The following is a 20,770-nucleotide window of genomic DNA, read 5'->3' on the forward strand; positions in this document are numbered from 1 at the left end:
CCCCGCCAATGGCGGGTTGTGGTTTTTCACAACGTCTATTCTGCAAGCGGACGCATATGCGGGAACAGAATCACGTCCTTGATGGTTGGGCTGTCACTGAACAGCATAACCAGACGATCGATACCAATTCCCTCACCCGCTGTCGGCGGCAGGCCATATTCCAACGCGCGAATATAGTCCTCGTCAAAGTGCATGGCTTCGTCATCACCTGCGTCTTTTTCCTCTACCTGCTTACGGAAACGTGCCGCCTGATCTTCTGCGTCGTTTAATTCGCTGAAGCCATTGGCCAGTTCACGTCCGCCGACGAAGAACTCAAAACGATCGGTTACAAACGGGTTGTCATCATTACGACGGGCCAGTGGCGACACTTCCCATGGATAAGCCGTAATAAAGGTCGGTTGATCCAGCTTTTCCTCTGCGGTAGCTTCGAAAATCTCACACAGATATTTACCCGGCCCCCAGATACCATCCACTTCCGGCTCTTTAATATGCAACTGCTTGGCCATGGCTTTGAGCTCTGGCAAGTGGTTTTCCGGATCGTTGATTGCCTCTTTGTTGGCAGCAGGCCAATACTTAAGAATCGCTTCGTTCATGGTTAAACGCGCGAAAGGCTGACCAAATTCATAGATTTTCTCTTCGGTCACTACACCGTCGGCATTTTTCACCGTGTTTTTTACCTGCGTGGTACCCAAAACATCCAGCGCAACGGTGCGCAGCATGTCTTCGGTCAGATCCATCAGATCCTCAAATGTTGCATAGGCCTGATAGAACTCCAGCATCGTGAATTCTGGATTGTGGCGGGTAGATAACCCTTCGTTACGAAAGTTGCGGTTAATCTCAAATACGCGCTCAAAACCACCCACTACCAGACGCTTCAAATATAATTCCGGCGCGATACGCAAGTACATATCGATATCCAGCGCATTGTGGTGGGTAATAAAAGGACGTGCCGTGGCACCACCAGGAATAACCTGCAGCATGGGTGTTTCCACTTCCATGTAATTGCGGTCACTCAGGTATTTACGAATACCTTCAACTATTTTGCTGCGCATCAGGAATGTATCACGGGTCTGCTGACTCATGATCAGATCTACATAACGCTGACGATACTTAGTTTCCTGATCGGCCAGACCGTGGAATTTTTCTGGTAGCGGACGTAAGGATTTCGTTAATAGCTGGAAGTTGGCCATATCCACATACAGATCGCCTTTACCAGACTTATGCAACTCACCTGTCACACCAATAATGTCGCCAATATCCAACGTGCCATATTGCTCTTTAATAATATTTTGCGCGTCTTTGCTGGCGTAGGCCTGAATGCGGCCGCTCATATCCTGCAGCACCAGAAATGGCCCACGTTTAGCCATAATGCGACCGGCTACGCTGACCACCTTGGCCATGGACTCCAAATCTGACTTTTCACGTTCTCCAAATGCCTGCTGTAAATCTGCGGCGTAATGTTCACGTTTGAAATTGTTTGGGTGCCCGTTGGCCTGACAATTTTCGCGGATTTGGTTCAATTTACCGCGTCGCTCGGCAATCAACTTGTTTTCATCTAGTTGCTGTTCGCTCATTTGTGTTCCTGTCGCTACTTATAAACCAGACTTGAGACTGGCTTGAATAAACTTGTCCAGACCACCGTCTAGTACGGCCTGAGTGTTACGGGTTTCCACACCGGTGCGCAAGTCTTTAATGCGCGCATCGTCCAACACATAGGAACGAATTTGGCTGCCCCAGCCGATATCGGACTTGCTGTCTTCCATGGCCTGCTTTTGCTCATTCTGCTTTTGCAGTTCCATCTCATACAGTTTGGCCTTTAACTGTTTCATGGCCTGATCACGGTTTTTATGCTGTGAGCGGTCATTCTGACATTGCACCACGATCCCACTGGGGATGTGAGTGATCCGGATTGCCGAGTCAGTACGGTTAACGTGCTGACCACCTGCACCGGAGGCGCGGTAGGTATCTACACGCAAATCGGCCGGATTGATTTCGATCTCGATGTCATCGTCAATTTCCGGGTACACGAATGCAGAGGCAAAAGACGTATGCCGACGATTCCCCGAGTCAAACGGAGACTTACGTACTAAGCGATGCACACCGGTCTCGGTGCGTAACCAGCCATAGGCATATTCGCCACCGAAGCGAATAGTAGCGCTCTTAATACCTGCCACTTCACCTTCAGAGACTTCGATTAACTCGGTCTTAAAACCGTGCGCTTCGCCCCAGCGCAAGTACATGCGCAATAACATACTGGCCCAATCCTGCGCTTCGGTACCACCGGAGCCGGATTGAATATCCATGTAACACTCGTTCTCATCATGGGGGCCGGAGAACATACGGCGGAATTCGAGATCTTCCAGCTTATCTATTAGCACTTCCAGCTCGGCCTGTGCTTCGTTAAAGGTATCTTCATCCTCAGCTTCTATCGCCAATTCCAGCAAACCTTCAACGTCTTCCGCGCCCTGAGTAAGTTGGTCGATGGTTTCAACCACTTTTTCCAGCGCGACTTTTTCTTTACCTAACGCCTGAGCTCGCTCTGGTTCATTCCAGACCGCCGAGTCTTCCAGTTCGCGGTTTACTTCTTCCAGCCGTTCCTGTTTGACGGCATAGTCAAAGATACCCCCTAAGCGCGTCGGTGCGCACTCTTACATCTTTAATTCCGTTTTGTACCGGATTGATTTCAAACATAATTTGGTTGTTAACTGCAAATGGTTAAAGGACGCGGATTTTAGCTGAAATTGACCAGAAAAAACAGGCAGAATCTGTCTGTTCCCACTTGGCAAAAATTCCTCACGCCATTGACTAATCGAACATTTTTTGTTCAATTTGTATTCTGAGTGATTAGCTAAGGAGAAATCCATGCGTGTCCGCGAGCTGGGTCTGATACTGGCAATCACCACCTGTGAGCTGTGCGCCGCCCAGCCTAATCAGCTCCCCATGTTAAATCTGATTTACCTGCACCGCCCTCCTCTGAGTTTTACCAATGAGGAACAACAAGCCAGCGGCATTTTGCCAGACATGATGATAAAGGCAGCCAGTCAGGCAAATATTAAAATCAATTTTATCTTCGACGGGCACTGGGTGAGTATTCTCAGCATACTTAAACGCCCCGCATCTACCTGTGTTATTGGCGCTTATTACACCGAAGAACGCGCAGAGCACTATCGCTATTCCCAACCGTTATTTCAGGAATCCACTTATGTAGTGGTGACGCGCAACGAGTTGGCCAGTGAGCTGACGGCATTCTCTTCCGTCAAAGACCTGATTGGGTCTTCCTATACGATGGGAATGCAGCAGGCATACTCCTATGGGCCCTACATTGACGAATTAGTCCAACACCTGCAGCCTAAAATTGTGAGCGTCAAATCAGGTAATCAACCAGACACGGATAACGAAAGTGGCCGACATATTTTTGACCTGATAGCTCGAAAACGTATGGACTATTATTTCTCGGGGCAAGCTGAATACAAGTGGATGCGTAACCATCGCCAGGATTTGGCAAGCTCACTCACCGCACTAAAATTCAACGATTTAGATGAAGGCCAGATGCGTTACCTGATGTGTTCCACGGGCATACACCCTGAGTTGTTAAGCCAGCTCAATCAATCAATCGACCAATTGCGCGCGTCGGATGCTTATCAACAAATTCTGCACAAATACGCTTCACAGGACGTTGCGTCCAGCCATTAACACTTGCACTACCGCCCAAATTGCGTTTTAGTTGCGCCCCGTTTTTTCAGTGGAATTTGCATGTTGAACTGGGCCGAAGCAATTGGAGCGCTTGCCGTTATTCTCAATGCCATTGGCTACCGCCAAAATGATGTCAATGCTTACCGGTTATGGGTTGCGCTGGCGCTAGCGGCTATCAGCACACATTTCTTTTTACTGGGCGCCATGGCAGCGGGCATCGGCTGCGCGTTAGCTTGTGTGCGAAATATTATTGCCATGCGCACCCAGCACTGGCTGGTTGCTGCTGTATTTGTTACCGGCAATCTGGGCTTTTTGGGCTGGGAATTTTTTATCCTGGAACACAGTGCACTGGTATTTATTGCTTATGCATCATCGATTATTTTTACCCTGGGTACCGTATTGCTGAATGAAGCAACGCGCATTCGTCAATGGTTTATCCTGGCCGAAGGCTTGGGATTAATTTACGCATTGTCCGTGGGCAGCATCTTCGGCAGTGTGTTCAATATCGTCAATTTATCCAGCATTGGCATTAAGCTGTGGCAGGACAAAAAAATGGCCGAACCACAGCGTGAAGATCCATCCGCATAGCGCCAGCAAGGCAATCCGTTAATCGTCTACATCTTGCAAATCACAGCGCCAATAACCGCGGTTTAACCACTGGGTGAGTAACGCGGTTATTTCATCCAACTCAGCGTCGGTCAGCTCGCCGGCGTAAAACCAACCCGGCGCGCTTAGCAAAGGCTCCAGTACCGGTAAAATATCAACCGATGCAGGGTACAGGCTGTCACCCAAATGCAGCATCACCTGTGAATCTGACAGATTCCGCCAAATTGCTTTCACATCCAGACTTCGAAATACCGGTTGTCCATCCAACAGATAGTCTTTTACCTGCGTTTCGGTCAACAGCGGGGTGGGTAATGCGACCGTGTCATTGGCAAAACTCATATAACTGGCCAGCCACTGATCGAACAGGGGGGAGTCCAGCGCCGACTTCATCATCTGCCGCACGGCGTCAATTTCAGCCGGTAGAATTTCACCGGCAAACTCTCGGGATGCCAATTCAGGATCGGCATAGCGTTGATTAAAATGCTCCGACTGAATCAAGGCAAAATCGGCGAAGTCCGATAACAGGGCCTTTTGATCTGGTGCGCGAAAACCCACTGAATAATTCAAACAATCGGTGAGCGCCACACCGCAATGGGGAAATCCGGGCGGGATATACAAAATATCCCCACATTGCAGCTCGGCATCAATGATGGGCTCAAACATTGCGACCTGAGATAACTTTGGGTGCGGTAACTGCGGAGCATGTTCCCCTTTCTCGCCCACCTGCCAGCGCCGAGTGCCTTTGCCCTGAATGATAAATACATCATATTGATCCAGATGAGGGCCGACTCCCGCGCCGGGCACTGAAAAACTCACCATCAGATCGTCCACCCGCCAGCGTGGAATAAAATCAAAGGCTGATAACAGCAAGCTGGCTTCATCGATATAACCGTCTACATTTTGCACCAGCAATGACCACTGACCTTTACAGACCTCATCAAAGCTTGCGAATGGCCCCTGCTCTACCTGCCATTGCCCATCCTGTTGACTGACAACCCGCGCATCGATGTCTTCCTCCATGGCGAGGCCAGCCAAATCATGCTCGTCCAATGGATCTTCAAAGTTGTTAAAGCCCCCTCGGATCAACAGGGGTTTTTTCTGCCAGTATTCACGCAGAAAGCGCGCCGGGTCGATATGCTGTAGTTGATACATGTTGGTCATGCCATGTTAAATCGTTAATTGATTGGCACCCTACTGAAATTCAGCACGGATGCCCAGTTGAATTGGAAGATAAATTGGCCGCAGTTACTGACGGGTAGCCAGAATTTGTAGATTACGCGGCGATATTTCGCGGGCGCAAAACTGCTGTAATTGCACCTCACAACCGCCCTCTTGAAGAAAATTAACCAGATCCAGCACCAACCATAATTCGATTGCCCGCCGAAAACCGTGCGCCGCCAATTCAAGCCGTTTTACTTTGGCAAAGCGCGCCTCGCCGCGCTCAACGTAACACTGCAAATCCATATCAGGTGGAATCGTCAGGCCTTTTTGCCCGGCCAAATTCAGCAGCACACCCTCAGCGCCCCAGTTCACTGCGGAATTGGGTAAGCTGGGCGTTGGTAGGTATTCATCCACACCTCGCAGTTCACGTTGCAGTTCATCAAATCCTAACCGCCAGGCTTTCAGCTGCATGACCTGCTTGCGGATCCGTGGGGGTGAGGTCACCATTTCCTGCACAGCCAGACGCACCTGTGTACGATCCAGATGTAAATTATGTTGCTGTGCCAACTGTGAAAGCGGCTGAAATTCACCGTTAAACCACTGGTGGTAACAACAGGGAGCCAATACCAGTTGCTGCGAGGCACTGGCCAGCCATTGTCGCAACAACGTGCGGTGCAAATCACCACAGGCATGCAATGCGATAACACGCTCCCCGGCTTCAAAGGTCGGCGGTGCTATTAAGACATCACAGCACCGGAATTCTGATTGCGGCACAAAGCGTTCGGCCAATAACTGCCCTTGCTGACAAAGTTCCGGATTACGCTCTATAGCCCGCAGCGCCCAGCCTCGCTGATGAGCAGCGGCCCGGCCTAAATGGGATTTACCCGCGCACCAATCGACTACCCGTTTTATCTCTGCACCGGGGAGTCCCTGCATACCCACAATAAATGCCTGCATTTGCTGCCATTTTCGCCCGGGTACATCCACTGCTAAGAACTTGTTAAGCGCATTTTCCTCCGATAGCTGAGAACACATAGGCATCGTATTCCAGTCCTGAAAATCCGGGATAAATTGCTGCAGAAATTCGTATAGCTTGTCAGGACAATCATCGAGCGCAATATATTCATGTTCATCAAGTGCCAACAATGCGTGGTAGAGCTGAGGAAATTCTCCACGCCATGGCACATCTCCGTGGTAGAACGGCGAATGTAGCCAAAGTGCCTGAAAGCGTATTAGGTAATGGCTGAGTTGCGCCAATAACTCGGAGTACATGCAGAGACATATCCTGACAATATTTGCGCCTATTTTACCTCAACCGATGAACCCGCCCAACCAACTGCGCTTACCAGTGTAAAAAAAGTGAATGAGGTTATGTAAAATCATTCACTTCCTATAAGGTTATCCATACTCGGATGTATGGTTGAAGTTTGATGTAGCCAATGAGTTCACCTAATAACGCAAAATTAATGCAGGGACTCTATATGAAACTTTCTAAAACATTACTGGCGTCCGCCATCTTTTCTTTGTTTTTAACACCCGCTCAGGCAACTGAAGATTACAGTGGTCACAGAGTGGTGTTGGCATATGCCGAATATATCAATGCCCCCGGCAGCAGCGAGGCAGGCGGCATCACCGTTTATCAAAAAGATGTTGGCAATGGCCAGTTAAGTGCGGATTTCGTCTATAACGATCCTCGACGGGCGCTGTTCAATGGCGGCAACCCTGGTGTGACGTTCGCAGTCAATGATGCAAACACATCCGCGGACCCTAATCTGACCATGCAAAGTCAGTGGATGCGCGATTCAGTTTACGCGTGGACATCAGAAACCTGCTCCAACGCCAACATCTCAGAAAATCCTCACAACGGTAATGCCGGTATCGTGGAGCGCTACTTCTACACAGGTGTCATCAATGGGGATTGGGGAGCTGATTTAACTCAAGTTGGCTTCCGGGACAGCAGCAATTTTCCCTACTTTGCCCCTGGCAGCAACGTTCTTGGCGTGACTTTTACTTTGTGGTGGGTTGATCAGAATGGCGCACCGACTGATATCGACAATGATGGCAAGTACGATGTGGCATTCCGCGAAATTTATTACAACGACAACTATACCTGGGCTGACAATGGGGGAAGCGGTGTGGATCTTCCTACTGTGGCCATTCATGAGGTCGGACACGGTTTGAGCTCGGCACACTTCGGTATGATAGCGATCAAAGACGGCAAGTTGTTCGCTAAACCTCGTGCAATCATGAATGCAGTGTACGGCGGGCCACTTCGTGACCTGACTGGTCGTGACAGAGCAACACACTGTAGTAATTGGGCACAATGGGGCGTTAACTAAGTCATCTAAGCGTCAACTTAAATAAAAAAACCGCCTAGATGGCGGTTTTTTTATGCGCAAAAATATTCATTTGCGACGATACAAGATTAATCCTGACAACATAATCAGCGCAAAGACTGATGGTTCACTTACTGGGTTTGCCGTCAGTAATGCGCGTTCCTCAGCGGACGCATCAAAACTCATGGTAAAATCACCATAATATTGTACGACCTGCTGACGATTAAACTCTTCCTGCCACTCAGATTCATTGACGATATAGTCAAACTTATTCGCAGATAACACACCGTTATACTGTGCAGGGCCAACAAGTAAAGATTGCAACAACTCGGCAAATGTAGGCGGCGTTATGGTGGTGTAGTCACCATTTTCCTCTCCATACATAAAGATATCGAACATTTCGAAATAGTTGCTGCTATAAGTTCGGGTAATACCGTCCTCAACTACGGTATCGGTGCGTTGGTCACTTTTTGAGAAGCCCGCATTGCCAGACTTTTCATATATTACATCACCAAATAGACCTGGATAGGCGTAACTACCTGCTGCATAACGTGTTTCATCATAACCATTGTTGGGGTCAACAATCTGATTAAGCGCAGCGAATTCAGTACTAAAGGGATTCACGTAACTTAACGTTGTTCCATAAATGAAGGTGGTCCAATTACCGTAACCGTTTATCTCATCGAACCAGGCATTGCTGGCATTCTCCTGAGGCGTTGCAAAATCGAACTCCATCGTTAACGAGAACGCCGCTGGGGTTATTTCTTCAAATGAGAAATAGCTTTGATCATACTGTTGGACACCATTTTCATATACGTCAATGATTTCATATCGTGAATACAACGTCCCTTCTATTGTCATAACACCAGCATATTGATGACTGGAGAAAACGAGGGTTAACAGGGTAAGGGCTTTTATCAGTTTTTTATTCATTATTAGCATTCCATTAATTTTAACTACATCACCTGTCTTGGCGAATGTCGCGATTAAGCAAATTTTGTTCCATCTACTCGACACTATTAAAACCGGCTAATACGAACTGAATCCAATTCGACTGTGTATAAAAATCTGACAAATACACAAATAAAAAAGCCAGACATTTGTCTGGCTTTTCAGTTACATAGTAAAGACGTTACATCTTTTCCATGGTTTCGATACCCAGTAAATCCAGGCCGGTTTTCAGCGTCTTAGCGGTCAGCGCAGCCAATGTCATACGGCTTTGTTTCACGTTTTCTTCGACACCGTCTTTGAGCATTGGACAGGCTTCGTAGAAGGTCATAAACGCACTGGCCAGATCATACAGATAGCTACACAACACATGGGGGGTCGCTTCTGCACTGACCGCGTTGATGGCTTCGTTGAGCTGCAATAACTTCAGTGCCAGCGCCTGTTCCTGTGGTGCATCCAGCTCTACTTGCGCATTCAACGTAGTGGCGTCCACACCAGCTTTACGGAAGATACTTTGAATACGGGTATAGGCATATTGCAGATACGGCGCTGTGTTACCCTCAAAGCTCAGCATAGTATCCCAGTTGAACATGTAGTCGGTGGTGCGGTTCTTGCTCAGATCCGCATATTTGACGGCACCAATGCCAACTTTGCGCGCCACTTCCGCCAGTTCGTCGGCAGTTAAGTCGGTATCCCGCTGTGCCAGTAATTTACCGGCGCGTTCAACCGCCTCATCCAGCAATTCCACCAGCTTAACCGTGCCGCCCGAACGGGTTTTAAATGGTTTACCGTCACTGCCCAGCATCATCCCAAACGGGCAATGCTCATAGCTTTGCTCAGGACGCATAAAGCCCGCTTTGCGGCCGACAATTTCCGTTTGCTTAAAGTGCAGCGCCTGACGGGCATCGGTCAGGATCAAGGTGCGATCCGCATTCAGCTTGCCAGAGCGATAACGCATGGCAGCTAAATCGGTCGTGGCATACAAATAACCACCACCGGATTTTTGCACTATATACACTGCCGGCTTGCCTTCTTTGTCGGCCAACTCTTCGATAAATACTACCTGCGCGCCCTGATCTTCGACGGCAATGCCTTTGGCTTTTAGCTCAGCAACCACATTGGCTAAATCATCGTTGTAGGCCGACTCACCCATAATATCGTCACGGGTCAGGCTCACGTTTAGTTTGTGATAGACCTCTTCGCTGTGGGCGATAGACACATCAATAAACTGATGCCACAAAGTCATACACTGGGCGTCGCCGCCTTGCAGTTTCACCACATACTCGCGGGCACGATCGGCAAAGCCTTGTTCTTCATCGAAGCGGACTTTGGCTTCACGATAAAAATCTTCCAAATCAGACAACGCGGTTTCCGCGACTTCGTTGGCCGCCAGCTTGTCTGACAAATGCGCCAGCAACATACCAAACTGCGTGCCCCAGTCACCCATATGGTTCTGACGGATAACCTTATGCCCCAGAAACTCCAGCACTTTCACCACACAATCGCCGATGATGGTGGTACGCAGGTGACCTACGTGCATTTCCTTGGCCAGGTTTGGCGACGAGTAATCCACTACTATGGTCTGCTGCGCCGGTTGCTCGATGGCCAGTTTCGCATCGGTGTTAGCGGCAGCCAGTTGCGCCGCCATCCAGGCTGCGTCTAAATGCACATTGATAAAGCCGGGCCCGGCCACTTCCAACTTGCTGGCAATACCGCCTAAATCCACCGCCTGAATAATTTGCTCAGCAATGGCGCGCGGATTGTTGCCCAGCGCTTTTGCCAGCGCCATAGCACCGTTAAACTGGTAATCACCGAAGCCAGCGCGGGTAGCACGTTGCACGGGAACCGCGGTCCCCTCTGGTGCACCAATTGCGCTAATTGCAGCGGCAAATTTATCCTGCAGAAGTTGTTGTATATTCATTGTCTGTCTTGCCTGTTTGGCCGGGCAAACGCCCGGACGAAAAATTAATTCTTAGTGCTCACGGGTGGCGCGGAAGGTGACATCCGGATAGCGCTCTTCTGCCAGCGACAGATTTACCCGGGTTGGCGCGATATACGTCAGGTTATCGCCGCCATCCAATGCCAGGTTAGCTTCAGCCTTGCGTTTAAACTCGTCCAGCTTCTTGGCGTCTTTGCAATCTACCCAACGGGCAGTCGCCACGTTGACCGCTTCGTATATGGCATCCACGTTGTATTCCGATTTTAAACGGGCGACGACCACATCAAACTGCAGTACCCCAACCGCCCCTACAATCAAATCATTGTTGATCAGTGGTCGGAAGACCTGCACCGCGCCTTCTTCTGATAACTGCACCAACCCTTTCAGCAACTGTTTTTGCTTGAGCGGATCACGCAGACGAATACGGCGGAACAATTCTGGCGCAAAGTTAGGAATACCGGTAAAGCGGAAGGTTTCGCCGGCGGTAAAAGTATCACCAATCTGAATCGAGCCATGGTTATGCAGGCCAATAATGTCACCGGCATAAGCCTCATCCAGCACATCTCGGTCACCGGCCATAAAGGTTACGGCATCGGAGATACGCACGTCTTTACCGATACGCGGCTGATGCATTTTCATGCCTTTTTCGTATTTACCTGACACGATACGACAGAACGCAATACGGTCGCGGTGTTTCGGATCCATATTGGCCTGAATTTTAAACACAAAACCGCTGAATTTTTCTTCGCTGGCGTCCACATCACGCTCACTGGTAGCACGCCCTTGTGGCTTAGGTGCCCAGGCAGTCAGCCCATCCAGCATGTGATCGACCCCAAAGTTACCTAAGGCAGTACCAAAGAACACTGGCGTCAGCTCACCGGCCAGAAACGGCTCCAGCTCAAATTCGTGGGACGCACCTACCACCAGTTCCAGTTCATCCCGCAGTTGTTGTGCCAGCACACCACCTACAGCGGCATCCAGCTCAGGATTATCCAGCCCTTTGACAATACGCACATCCTGAATGGTATGGCCGTGGCCAGACTGATACAGAATCGTTTCATCGCGGTGAATATGGTACACGCCCTTAAACTCTTTACCGCAACCGATAGGCCAGGTCACTGGCGCACAGGCGATATTCAGTTCCGTTTCAACTTCATCCAGCAACTCCATCGGATCACGGATATCGCGGTCGAGCTTGTTCATAAAGGTGATGATGGGCGTATCACGCAGACGGGTAACTTCCATCAGTTTACGGGTACGATCCTCAACACCTTTGGCCGCATCGATGACCATTAAACACGAGTCGACGGCGGTTAAGGTACGGTAGGTATCTTCCGAGAAGTCCTCGTGTCCGGGGGTATCCAGCAGGTTTACCAGACACTCACCATAGGGAAACTGCATCACCGAGGTGGTAACCGAGATCCCACGTTCCTTTTCCATTTCCATCCAGTCTGACTTGGCGTGTTGATTCGAACCACGCCCCTTAACAGTACCGGCTTTTTGCAACGCTTTTCCGAACAATAATACCTTCTCGGTAATCGTGGTTTTACCGGCATCCGGGTGCGAAATAATGGCAAAGGTGCGACGCTTGTCGACTTCCTGCTGATAACTCATTGAAACGGCAATCTCTTGTTTGCTGAATTAAGGACAAAATTTGGGCGCGGATTGTAGCTTAAAAGCCAATGAAAGTCGCTGATTTTGCCTAATAAAACCACGCCATCCGGATTTTTCTCGCAAACTGCCACATCTGCTCAGCATTATCGCTCGCAAAATGCGATTGACCAGCCGTCGGAAAATAATTTTTCATTAAAAATCATAAAGATAGATTTTGGCACGGCATATGATTAGCTAATCACTACCGTCGTCAGAAGTGAGTGCGATATGGCAACAGAAACCCTGTCTCAACGCGTAAAACTATGGGTCAAGCATGACCCCTCACCCGTTGCCCGGTATTTACTGCGCCTCTGGCATGCGACCCGCCAGCTAAATATGCCCGTTGTGCCTTTTTTGCACCGCGCGCTGTATTACTCCCACTGCCACGGCAAGGACGCCGTTATTTTTCTGCTGAGTAAGCTGTACTGGACCCCTTTGTTTCGTTCACAGCTGGCGGGTTCGTCTGCCGGACTGCGTCTGTCTGGTGCGGGTATGCCCTTGATCAGTGGCCGCTTGAAGATAGAATGTGGCGACGCATGTCGTTTATCAGTCGCCATCACCTTCAGCGGCCGTAGCGCCGGCATGCACACACCGCAACTTAAAATCGGCAATAACGTCGGGATCGGCTGGCAATCGACCCTAGCGTGCGGCACCCGCATTGAACTGCATGACAATGTGCGTATCGCGCAGGGCTGCTTTCTGGCCGGATATCCCGGCCATCCGCTTGACCCAGCCAAGCGCGCTGCCAGCCTGCCAGATACAGACGATCAATGTGGAGACATCATTCTGGAGCGGGATGTTTGGCTTGGTTCGGGGGTAAGAGTACTGCCGGGCGTGCGCATTGGGCGTGGCAGTATTATTGGAACTGGCAGTGTCGTCACGCAGGACATTCCTGCCAACGTTTTGGCGGCCGGTTCGCCAGCACGGATCATTCGCCATCTGGAGTCTGCAGTATGAACAGACCGTTAGTTGTGTTCGGCGAAGATTGGGGTAGCCACCCCAGCAGTACGCAGCATGTTGTACGGCATCTGGCTGATAATCATGACGTGTTGTGGATAAACTCCATGGGGTTGCGACGCCCCCGCTTTTCCCTCCGCGATGCTAAACGCCTGTGGCAAAAAATCACTCGTCCCCGCCTTGCTTCATCGGCATCTCCCGGGCATGCACCGTTTAACGTGATGGAACCCTATAATTTGCCACTGCCCGGGCATCCATTGGCGCGCTGGAGCAATAGTCATCTGCTGGCTCAACGTATCCGTCGTCAGTGCAGTAAGTTACGTCTATCTCGTCCAATATTATGGACCTCGTTACCTACCGCAGTAGATTTAGTTAGCCGCCTGAATGAACACGCCGTGGTGTATTACTGCGGTGATGACTTCAGCGCCTTGGATGGCGTTGACCACGCCCCCGTTGCCAAATTGGAACGGGAGCTGGCTGAGCGTGCGGATCTCATTGTTGCGGCAAGCGATGTATTGGCATCACGTTTTGATCCTGCCAAAACCCAGGTGCTGCACCATGGCGTTGATTTGACATTATTTCGTCGCCGCGCCCCCAGGCCAGACGATTTGCCTGCCGACAAACCGGCTGCCGGTTTTTATGGCAGTATCGCTAATTGGGTGGACGTGCACCTTATTGCCGACATCGCCCGCATAGCGCCCCATTGGCAGTTTTGTCTGATTGGCGAGGTAAAAACCGATATCAGTCCGCTAAAGTCACTACCTAACGTGCGCTTTCTTGGCCCGAAACCACACCATCAGCTACCCGCATATCTGCAACATTGGCAGGCGGCTATTTTACCTTTTGTGGACAATGCCCAGATACAGGCCTGCAATCCGCTAAAACTGCGCGAATATCTGGCCTCGGGCACACCGGTAATCACTACGCCATTCCCAGCCATGCGCCAGTATGCATCACTCATCCAGGTTGCTTCGACCCCCATCCAGTGGTTGGCTGCGCTGAATGTATGCGCCCAGGATAATCCTGCCGCTCGTTTGGCCCGGCAGTACAGTGTTCGCAGTGATTCCTGGCAGGCACGCAGCCAACAAGTGCAAGCATGGTTAAATCAATTGGGTTAGCGGCCTTTTGCACACTCTGGCTGGTCTGTACCAATGCCGTAGCGGTTGCGCCACCTTTTGCCGCGCAAACGCGATTTACGCTGCTACACCCCGAAGAGCAACCCGGTTTGAGTAACGACTGGCGTACCCGAACCCTGCGCGAAGTGCGCCGGGGCGGCTGGTTATATGTGATTCTGCATACCGGCAAAATGCCATGCCGAGAGATTCAATCCCGACCTGGCATGCGTTATTTCACTTTATTACCCGTGTACCTTGATACGCCCAGTTCAGATGCAGTCAAGTCTGGCTGGTATGCGGATGCACTGTTGCCGCGCAATTCTGACAATTGTCATTTGTCCCCGCTGGTATTGGCAGAATGGCAACCGGATACCGAGCAGGACGTCACATTCACCTCTGAGCATCAGCAACTTGTGGTACAGGTGAGGTTTAGCGGCCACTTTGTCGCGCCACGTCGCGATTTGCTGATTGGCCTGAGTTATCACGCCATTGAGCAGGGTCATTGCGCGTCTGCATGTCAAGTGAATCCAAGCTTGCTGCAGCAATACCAAACATTGCTCCGGCAACATCACATTCAGCCGTTTCATCATTGGATCTTACCCATAGGCATCCAGGACACCCGCTTAGATATCGATGCAGGTCAGGATAACGGCTATTCATTTCGACAAACCCATTTAGCCAGCCGACCAAACTGGGTCGCATTTCCCCGCGCGCAACACTATCCAGACCCAATTGCCTATTTACGTGCGTTAGAAAACACCGTGGTTGCAGAACACCTGCAAGGCAAAGCCTGGGTTCTGGTTAAAGATGAGCCGGATAATATTGAGTCGCTGATCCCATTATTAGCGCTGTACCGCACATACGCGCCCAGTGTCATGACCGCCGTAACTACCCGCTTTGACCCTCGTTTACAGTCATTGGTCGACATCTTTGTGCCACTCATTCACCAGTTAGACAAACCACAGCTCTATCAGCACCATCGGTTGTGGAGTTACACCTCCTGTATGCATTCCTGTGGCCCCAATCGGCGCATAAGTCAGCAACGAAATGGCAGTGATTTTGACACTGGCATGGCGGATTTTCTCATCGATCGCCCGCTTGCTCGCCTCAATCAATTTTTCCTGCAACAGGCAAAATGGCAAACCGACGCTGCATTGTATTATCACGCAGTGGAAGGTTACCTGCTGACACCCGGGGTGGATATTTTTAGCGACCCCTACAATTTCGGCGGCAATGGCGATGGGCTGCTGCTATATCCCGGGCGTAAAGGCGAAAGAGGCCTGCAGAGTGACCAACCGTTGGCGTCGCTGCGCCTAAAAGCCATGCGCCGTGCCATCGAACAATATTGGTAAGCCATTCGCATTTTGCGACATAAATTTGCGAAGCCCTCAATCAGTAATTATTTAAATCACTGAATTAAATAGACTTTTCCGTTGGCACGTTTCCTGTACTAGTTCACCTATGGTGACTTCATACAGTTGTTTAGATGCGAAACGCACTGTTACTTAACCTTGCGATGGTAATAGCCGGGGCCTGGCGCCGCCGCTACGCTCTGGTTTTGCCGATTTTATTAATGCCGATACTCGGTGCTGTCGCCGGCCTGTTTGCGCCAAAATCTTACGAAACCAGTACCACCATATTAATCGAGGAAGCTGCCCGCCATAACCCGTTTCTGGAAGACATGACGGTTGCCACTAACCTGAAAAAACGCATGACTGCGGTTAATGCGCTGCTGCACAGTAATCATATTCTCACCGATGTGGCCCAGCGTACCGGGTTGATTAAGGAGGGTATGGAAGACAGAGCGATTCGTGAGGCGCTGAATCACCTATCCAAATCGTTACAAGCAGATTTAGTCGGAGAAGATCTGATTAAGTTAACCTACAAAGCGCCCCACCCAGATGGCATGGCAGAATTACTGCAATTAGTCAGTTTGCGCTTTGTTGAGCGCATTATCGCGCCGCAGCGCACCACCATCTTTCGTTCTGAGGAATTTCTGAAAAAAGAACTGGCCGACCGACTTGCCCTGCTGCAAGAGGCGGAAACTCAGGTGGCCACCTACAAATCTGAGCATTTAAATGAATTACCCAACCTGTTTAGCAATAACATACAGCGTCTGAGCGATCTCAAAGAATTGCGTGCCACTCGGATGCGCGAGTTAAGTTCGGCCCGCGCCACCCAGGAAGGCTTGCGCCAACAACTCTCGCAGACCAATCCTATCGTGGGCAAAATCGAAGAGTCTATTGTCACGGTATTAAGTGATCTGGCGATTTTGCGCTCCCGCTATACCGATGAGCACAGCCGGATTCAGGCCCTGTTGCATCGCCTTGATACCCTGCAGGCTGAGCGCGCTAAGCTGGTGGCTGACAACGGCTCGCTACAGAATACCGATATAGAAAGCTTGTGGAACCTTATTTCCAGTCAGGCCATTTCGCCCGACGACAGCACCCACACCCTGCTGATCTCACAATTACAAACTCTGCAAAACAACATAAATCAGGTCAATGGTCTTGGTCGTGAAGTGGAGAGCCTGGATCGGGAAATCCTGGCGCTAGAAACCTCTATGTCCAGCGTAAGTGTGCACGAACAGCGCCTGACCGAACTAGAACGCGATTTGGCGATAAACCGCAAAATCTACAACGAGCTGCAGGAACGCTATCAAAAAGCCAAAGTGACTGGCGCATTGGGCCGTTGGGAAGAGAACGAACGGGTAAAATTAATTGATCCACCTTCAACTCCCACCGTGCCGACCAATTTGCCGTTGGCCCTGTTCATTATTGCCGGTCTGGCCGGAGGGATAGTGTTAGGTGCCGGTATCGCCCTGTGCCTGGAGTTGTTGGACAGCACCATCCGCTATCGCCGCACGGTCGAGCAACAATTGCAATTACCCGTGATTGCACGGGTTCCCCTTATCACGCCGGCGAATGCCAGCCCAACTTATAGCCCGCAACAGGAGCACATCAGCGTATGACGATTCAAGTTCAACTTATTCAGCATTTACGTCCCGGTGGAATCGAAAGCATGGCATTGGATCTGTGTCGACTCCGACCGGCGGGACATGTACATATCATCGCGCTTGAAGGCAACAAAGACGACGCGGTGCGCAGCTGGCCTGCGCTGGAAAAACACCGGGCATTTATTCATTGTCTGAATAAAGCCGAGGGCTTTTCCTTTGCCACCTTGTGGCGACTGATAATTTTACTCAAACGCATTGGTGCCTCGGCGCTACACAGCCATCATGTCGGGCCGTTAGTGTACGGTGGATTGGCAGCGCGTTTACTGGGATTAACCCATGTGCACACTGAGCATGATGCCTGGCATCTCAAGGATCAAAAACGCCGCCGTCTGCAGCAACGGATCCTGGCCTGGAGTAAACCGATTCTGGTCGCCGATGCCCGCGAAGTGGCGCAAAACTGTGCCCGATTTCTGCCCCATAATCGCTACAACCTGATCCGCAATGGCATTGACACCCAACGCTTTACCCCGGGGGATAAACTCCTTGCCCGACGTGCATTGGGTCTGCCTGAGGGCGCGCATCTAATCGGCTGCGCCGCACGGCTGGAAAGTGTCAAAGGCGTCGACATTGCCATCGATGCGCTGGCGTGTTTATCCCCGGGTATTCATCTAACCATAGCGGGTAGTGGCAGTATGTTGTCTGCGCTGCAGGAGCAGGTAAGCCGGCTCAACCTGGACGAACGGGTGCACTGGCTGGGGCATTGCGAGGACATGCCGGCGTTTTACCAGGCGCTGGATCTGTTTTGTTTGTCATCCCGTCAGGAAGGTATGCCCTTGTCCCTGCTGGAAGCGCAGGCCTGTGACGTACCCTGTGTGGCTTCCCATGTGGGCGGCACACAGGAAGCGGTCTGCCCCAAAACCGGCGCATTAGTACCCGCGGAGGACGCCACCCGATTGGCTGCTGCGCTGGCCGCAATGCTGCTCAATCCCCCCTCAGGTTCACCACGACAATTTGTTCTGGAACAGGCAGATGTGCGACGCATGGTTGCTGCCTATGACCGCTTATTCACCACCGAGGCGTTATATGTTTGATGTCATCCTTGCAGGCAGTGTATTGCTGAGCGTATTTCTGATTGCGTACCATCATGTCATTTTTCCCTGGTGGCTAAGTCGATACAGACGCAACCATCCTCAGCGCCCGTCAACCACCCCAAACCGGCACTTCCGCCGGCGTGCAGAAGACAGTGACCTTCCCGCTGTCACCATCGTGATGCCGGCCTATAACGAAGAGGCTGTGATAGCAGACAAGATCAATATTCTCGGCACACTGGATTACCCGGCCGACAAATTGTTCATCAAGCTGGTCTGCGACGGATGTAAAGACGATACCGCCATGATCGCCCGGCGCATCAGTTGTCTGCCTCAAAATAAGCACCTGAATCTGCAGGTAGTTGAATGTCCGATTAATCGTGGAAAAGTGACGGTGCTGAATGAAGCTGTCACCGCTTGCCGGACGCCCATCGTGGCACTGAGTGATGTATCGGCGTTGGTCTCAACAGATGCGTTGTTGATCGCTGCAGACCACTTCACGGATCCCAAAGTTGGCGTGGTGGCCGGTACCTACCGGTTACTGGATAATATGAATGCCGGCGAGTCATTGTACTGGCAATATCAACTGGCCATTAAGCAAAGTGAAGCCGCCTTGGGTGCCCCGATGGGCGTGCATGGTGCGTTTTATCTGTTTCGCCGCGAACTATTTGCGCCATTGCCGCTGGATACCATTAACGACGATTTCATCCTGCCGATGGAAATCGTTGCACAGGGTTATCATGCCCGCTACGACACCCAAATCATGGCGTTAGAACTTGAACCTACCAGTGAAGCGCTGGAACGTTCACGCCGACGTCGTATTGCCGCAGGCAACCTGCAACAAACACTGCGACTGGCACATCTGCTGCATCCGCGCCACGGTGGTATCGCACTGTTGTTTGGGTCGGGCAAGGCATTACGCGCGCTGATGCCATTTATTCTTCTGTTCACCTTCTTTGCCAGCGGCTATCTGGCAATAGATTATCCCTATTGGCGCCTGTTTTTCGCACTGCAGGTCGCGCTGTACGGATTGGTGGCTTTCTTGCAACTTGAACCGGCACTGGCAAAAAAACCGCTAATGCAAACCTTGCAATACCTGGTGCTGGGCCACCTCAATGGCCTGATCGGGAGCTGGTACTTTATTACCGGTCGCTACCGTCAGGTTTGGCAACTGACCCGCAACCATAAGGAGACCGTCAGATGAGCGCATACAATCACCGCTGGGTTAATCCCCTCAAGCGCAGCTTTGACATTCTGGTGGCCTGCCTTGGCCTGCTGCTATCACTACCCTTATGGCCGCTGATTACCCTGGCAATCAAACTCACCAGCCCGGGACCTGTGGTTTATCGTCAACAGCGCATCGGACTGGCCGATTCCCGACAAATGCGGGTATTTTGGATGTACAAATTCCGCAGCATGCGTTGTGACGCCGAAGCCACCACGGGCGCGGTCTGGGCCAGTGCTGGGGATCCCCGCGTCACGCGGGTCGGTCGCTTTTTACGCAATACCCGGCTGGATGAAATTCCGCAACTGTTCAACGTACTGCGTGGCGATATGTCCATCGTGGGCCCGCGCCCAGAGCGACCACAACTATATGGGCAATTGGAGCAAAACATTCCTTTTTATGCCGAGCGAACCTATGGCCTGCGACCTGGTATCACGGGTCTTGCTCAGGTTAATCAGGGATATGACACCTGTCTGGAAGATGTACGTCGCAAAGTGGGCTTTGACCATGCCTATGCGCTGTTACTCAGCCGCCCGCTCAGCTGGCTAAAAACCGATCTCAGTATCATTTTGCAAACGTTCTGGTTGATGGTGCGTGGCCGGGGGCAGTAACACAGATTGTTTCGCAAATTGCGATCAAATGGCAAAACGCCACGCGCGCCCATCGTAGACAAATAAAAAATCCTTTTAAATACAAAAACTTAAAAATCTGACACGGAATGGCACAGCCCCTGCAACACCACTATTGGCTTTATCACATGAAGCACTAGCCACTGGAGGCTCTTATGTCAGCGAATACATTAATCACACTTGAACAAGGTTTAGAGGGCGCGTTGGATGCCATGAGCGTGTCGCGCCTCTGTCCGCTGCTGGATCAGCTGGTCGAGGAACATCAGGAAGACGTTTGCCTGAAGATGCATCGCATTGAGTTTATTGACTCCTCTGGCGTGGGTGCTCTGGTATTTTTATTCAAGCGACTGCGCGAGAACGGCCGTGACCTCACCTTATCCGGCGTGCATGGACAACCGCTGGAGTTAATCCGCTTTTTACGCATAGACCAGATTATTCGTCTGCAAAGTTAATGACCGGGAGGT

18 protein-coding genes are annotated in these 20,770 nt (G+C 50.9%); 11 read left to right on the top strand and 7 right to left on the bottom strand.

Annotated features, from left to right (window positions below):
* Positions 1-35: 35 nt before the first annotated feature.
* The gene (gene lysS, locus TK45_RS04355; protein WP_131257419.1) at positions 36-1,574 is read right to left on the bottom strand and encodes a lysine--tRNA ligase; all 1,539 of its coding nucleotides are present in this window, start codon (positions 1,572-1,574) and stop codon (positions 36-38) included.
* A gap of 18 nt (positions 1,575-1,592) precedes the next feature.
* Positions 1,593-2,691, bottom strand: a protein-coding gene (prfB, locus tag TK45_RS04360) for a peptide chain release factor 2 (RefSeq protein ID WP_131257420.1) whose coding sequence is annotated in 2 segments (ribosomal slippage) — positions 1,593-2,615 and positions 2,617-2,691 — 1,098 coding nt in all. Because the reading frame shifts where the segments join, the coding sequence is not laid out codon by codon here.
* A 171-nt stretch (positions 2,692-2,862) separates the two neighbouring features.
* Between prfB and TK45_RS04365 the strand changes: the two genes are divergently transcribed.
* Both TK45_RS04365 and TK45_RS04370 read left to right on the top strand, forming a co-directional pair.
* Entirely contained in the window at positions 2,863-3,693 is an 831-nt protein-coding gene (locus TK45_RS04365; RefSeq protein WP_131257421.1) for an ABC transporter substrate-binding protein, read from the top strand.
* A 60-nt stretch (positions 3,694-3,753) separates the two neighbouring features.
* Entirely contained in the window at positions 3,754-4,281 is a 528-nt protein-coding gene (locus TK45_RS04370) for a YgjV family protein (RefSeq protein ID WP_131257422.1), read from the top strand.
* 18 nt (positions 4,282-4,299) lie between these two features.
* Here the strand turns inward: TK45_RS04370 and TK45_RS04375 are convergent, their stop codons facing one another.
* Positions 4,300-5,451, bottom strand: a complete 1,152-nt coding sequence (locus TK45_RS04375; RefSeq protein ID WP_165490690.1) for a cupin domain-containing protein — start codon at positions 5,449-5,451, stop codon at positions 4,300-4,302.
* A 93-nt stretch (positions 5,452-5,544) separates the two neighbouring features.
* Positions 5,545-6,732 (bottom strand): methyltransferase, encoded by a 1,188-nt coding sequence (locus TK45_RS04380; protein ID WP_131257424.1) that lies wholly within the window; start codon positions 6,730-6,732, stop codon positions 5,545-5,547.
* Between the two features lie 209 nt (positions 6,733-6,941).
* Between TK45_RS04380 and TK45_RS04385 the strand changes: the two genes are divergently transcribed.
* On the top strand, positions 6,942-7,799 hold the full coding sequence (locus tag TK45_RS04385) for a hypothetical protein (RefSeq protein WP_131257425.1): 858 nt from the start codon (positions 6,942-6,944) through the stop codon (positions 7,797-7,799).
* A gap of 66 nt (positions 7,800-7,865) precedes the next feature.
* Here the strand turns inward: TK45_RS04385 and TK45_RS04390 are convergent, their stop codons facing one another.
* From TK45_RS04390 to prfC, 3 genes are all read right to left on the bottom strand, one after another.
* Complete coding sequence (locus TK45_RS04390) at positions 7,866-8,729, bottom strand: hypothetical protein (RefSeq protein WP_131257426.1); 864 nt, start codon at positions 8,727-8,729, stop codon at positions 7,866-7,868.
* Positions 8,730-8,928: 199 nt separating this feature from the next.
* Positions 8,929-10,665, bottom strand: coding sequence for an arginine--tRNA ligase (gene argS / locus TK45_RS04395; RefSeq protein WP_131257427.1), 1,737 nt, complete (start codon positions 10,663-10,665; stop codon positions 8,929-8,931).
* Between the two features lie 51 nt (positions 10,666-10,716).
* Positions 10,717-12,297 carry a peptide chain release factor 3 gene (gene prfC / locus TK45_RS04400; RefSeq protein WP_131257428.1) on the bottom strand — a complete coding sequence of 527 codons (1,581 nt, stop codon included), beginning with the start codon at positions 12,295-12,297 and terminating at the stop codon, positions 10,717-10,719.
* Positions 12,298-12,564: 267 nt separating this feature from the next.
* On the opposite strand from prfC, the gene TK45_RS04405 reads away from it, so the two are divergent.
* The 8 genes from TK45_RS04405 (at position 12,565) to TK45_RS04440 (ending at position 20,758) form a co-directional block, all read left to right on the top strand.
* Positions 12,565-13,293, top strand: a complete 729-nt coding sequence (locus TK45_RS04405) for a DapH/DapD/GlmU-related protein (protein WP_131257429.1) — start codon at positions 12,565-12,567, stop codon at positions 13,291-13,293.
* Positions 13,290-14,411, top strand: a complete 1,122-nt coding sequence (locus TK45_RS04410) for a glycosyltransferase (RefSeq protein WP_131257430.1) — start codon at positions 13,290-13,292, stop codon at positions 14,409-14,411. The genes TK45_RS04405 and TK45_RS04410 overlap by 4 nt, the downstream gene beginning before the upstream one ends.
* Positions 14,390-15,760 (top strand): glycoside hydrolase domain-containing protein, encoded by a 1,371-nt coding sequence (locus TK45_RS04415; RefSeq protein ID WP_131257431.1) that lies wholly within the window; start codon positions 14,390-14,392, stop codon positions 15,758-15,760. The genes TK45_RS04410 and TK45_RS04415 overlap by 22 nt, the downstream gene beginning before the upstream one ends.
* Positions 15,761-15,894: 134 nt before the next feature.
* Positions 15,895-17,379 carry a GNVR domain-containing protein gene (locus tag TK45_RS04420; RefSeq protein ID WP_131257432.1) on the top strand — a complete coding sequence of 495 codons (1,485 nt, stop codon included), beginning with the start codon at positions 15,895-15,897 and terminating at the stop codon, positions 17,377-17,379.
* On the top strand, positions 17,376-18,455 hold the full coding sequence (locus tag TK45_RS04425) for a glycosyltransferase (protein WP_131257433.1): 1,080 nt from the start codon (positions 17,376-17,378) through the stop codon (positions 18,453-18,455). The genes TK45_RS04420 and TK45_RS04425 overlap by 4 nt, the downstream gene beginning before the upstream one ends.
* The gene (locus TK45_RS04430; protein WP_165490691.1) at positions 18,448-19,656 is read left to right on the top strand and encodes a glycosyltransferase family 2 protein; all 1,209 of its coding nucleotides are present in this window, start codon (positions 18,448-18,450) and stop codon (positions 19,654-19,656) included. Before TK45_RS04425 ends, TK45_RS04430 begins: the two co-directional genes overlap by 8 nt.
* A complete protein-coding gene (locus tag TK45_RS04435) occupies positions 19,653-20,288 on the top strand; it encodes a sugar transferase (protein WP_131257435.1) in 636 nt (211 codons plus the stop codon). Before TK45_RS04430 ends, TK45_RS04435 begins: the two co-directional genes overlap by 4 nt.
* A gap of 173 nt (positions 20,289-20,461) precedes the next feature.
* Positions 20,462-20,758 (top strand): STAS domain-containing protein, encoded by a 297-nt coding sequence (locus TK45_RS04440; protein ID WP_131257436.1) that lies wholly within the window; start codon positions 20,462-20,464, stop codon positions 20,756-20,758.
* Positions 20,759-20,770 lie beyond the last annotated feature (12 nt).

This window comes from Bowmanella sp. JS7-9, assembly GCF_004329715.1.
Classification (GTDB): domain Bacteria; phylum Pseudomonadota; class Gammaproteobacteria; order Enterobacterales; family Alteromonadaceae; genus Pseudobowmanella; species Pseudobowmanella zhangzhouensis.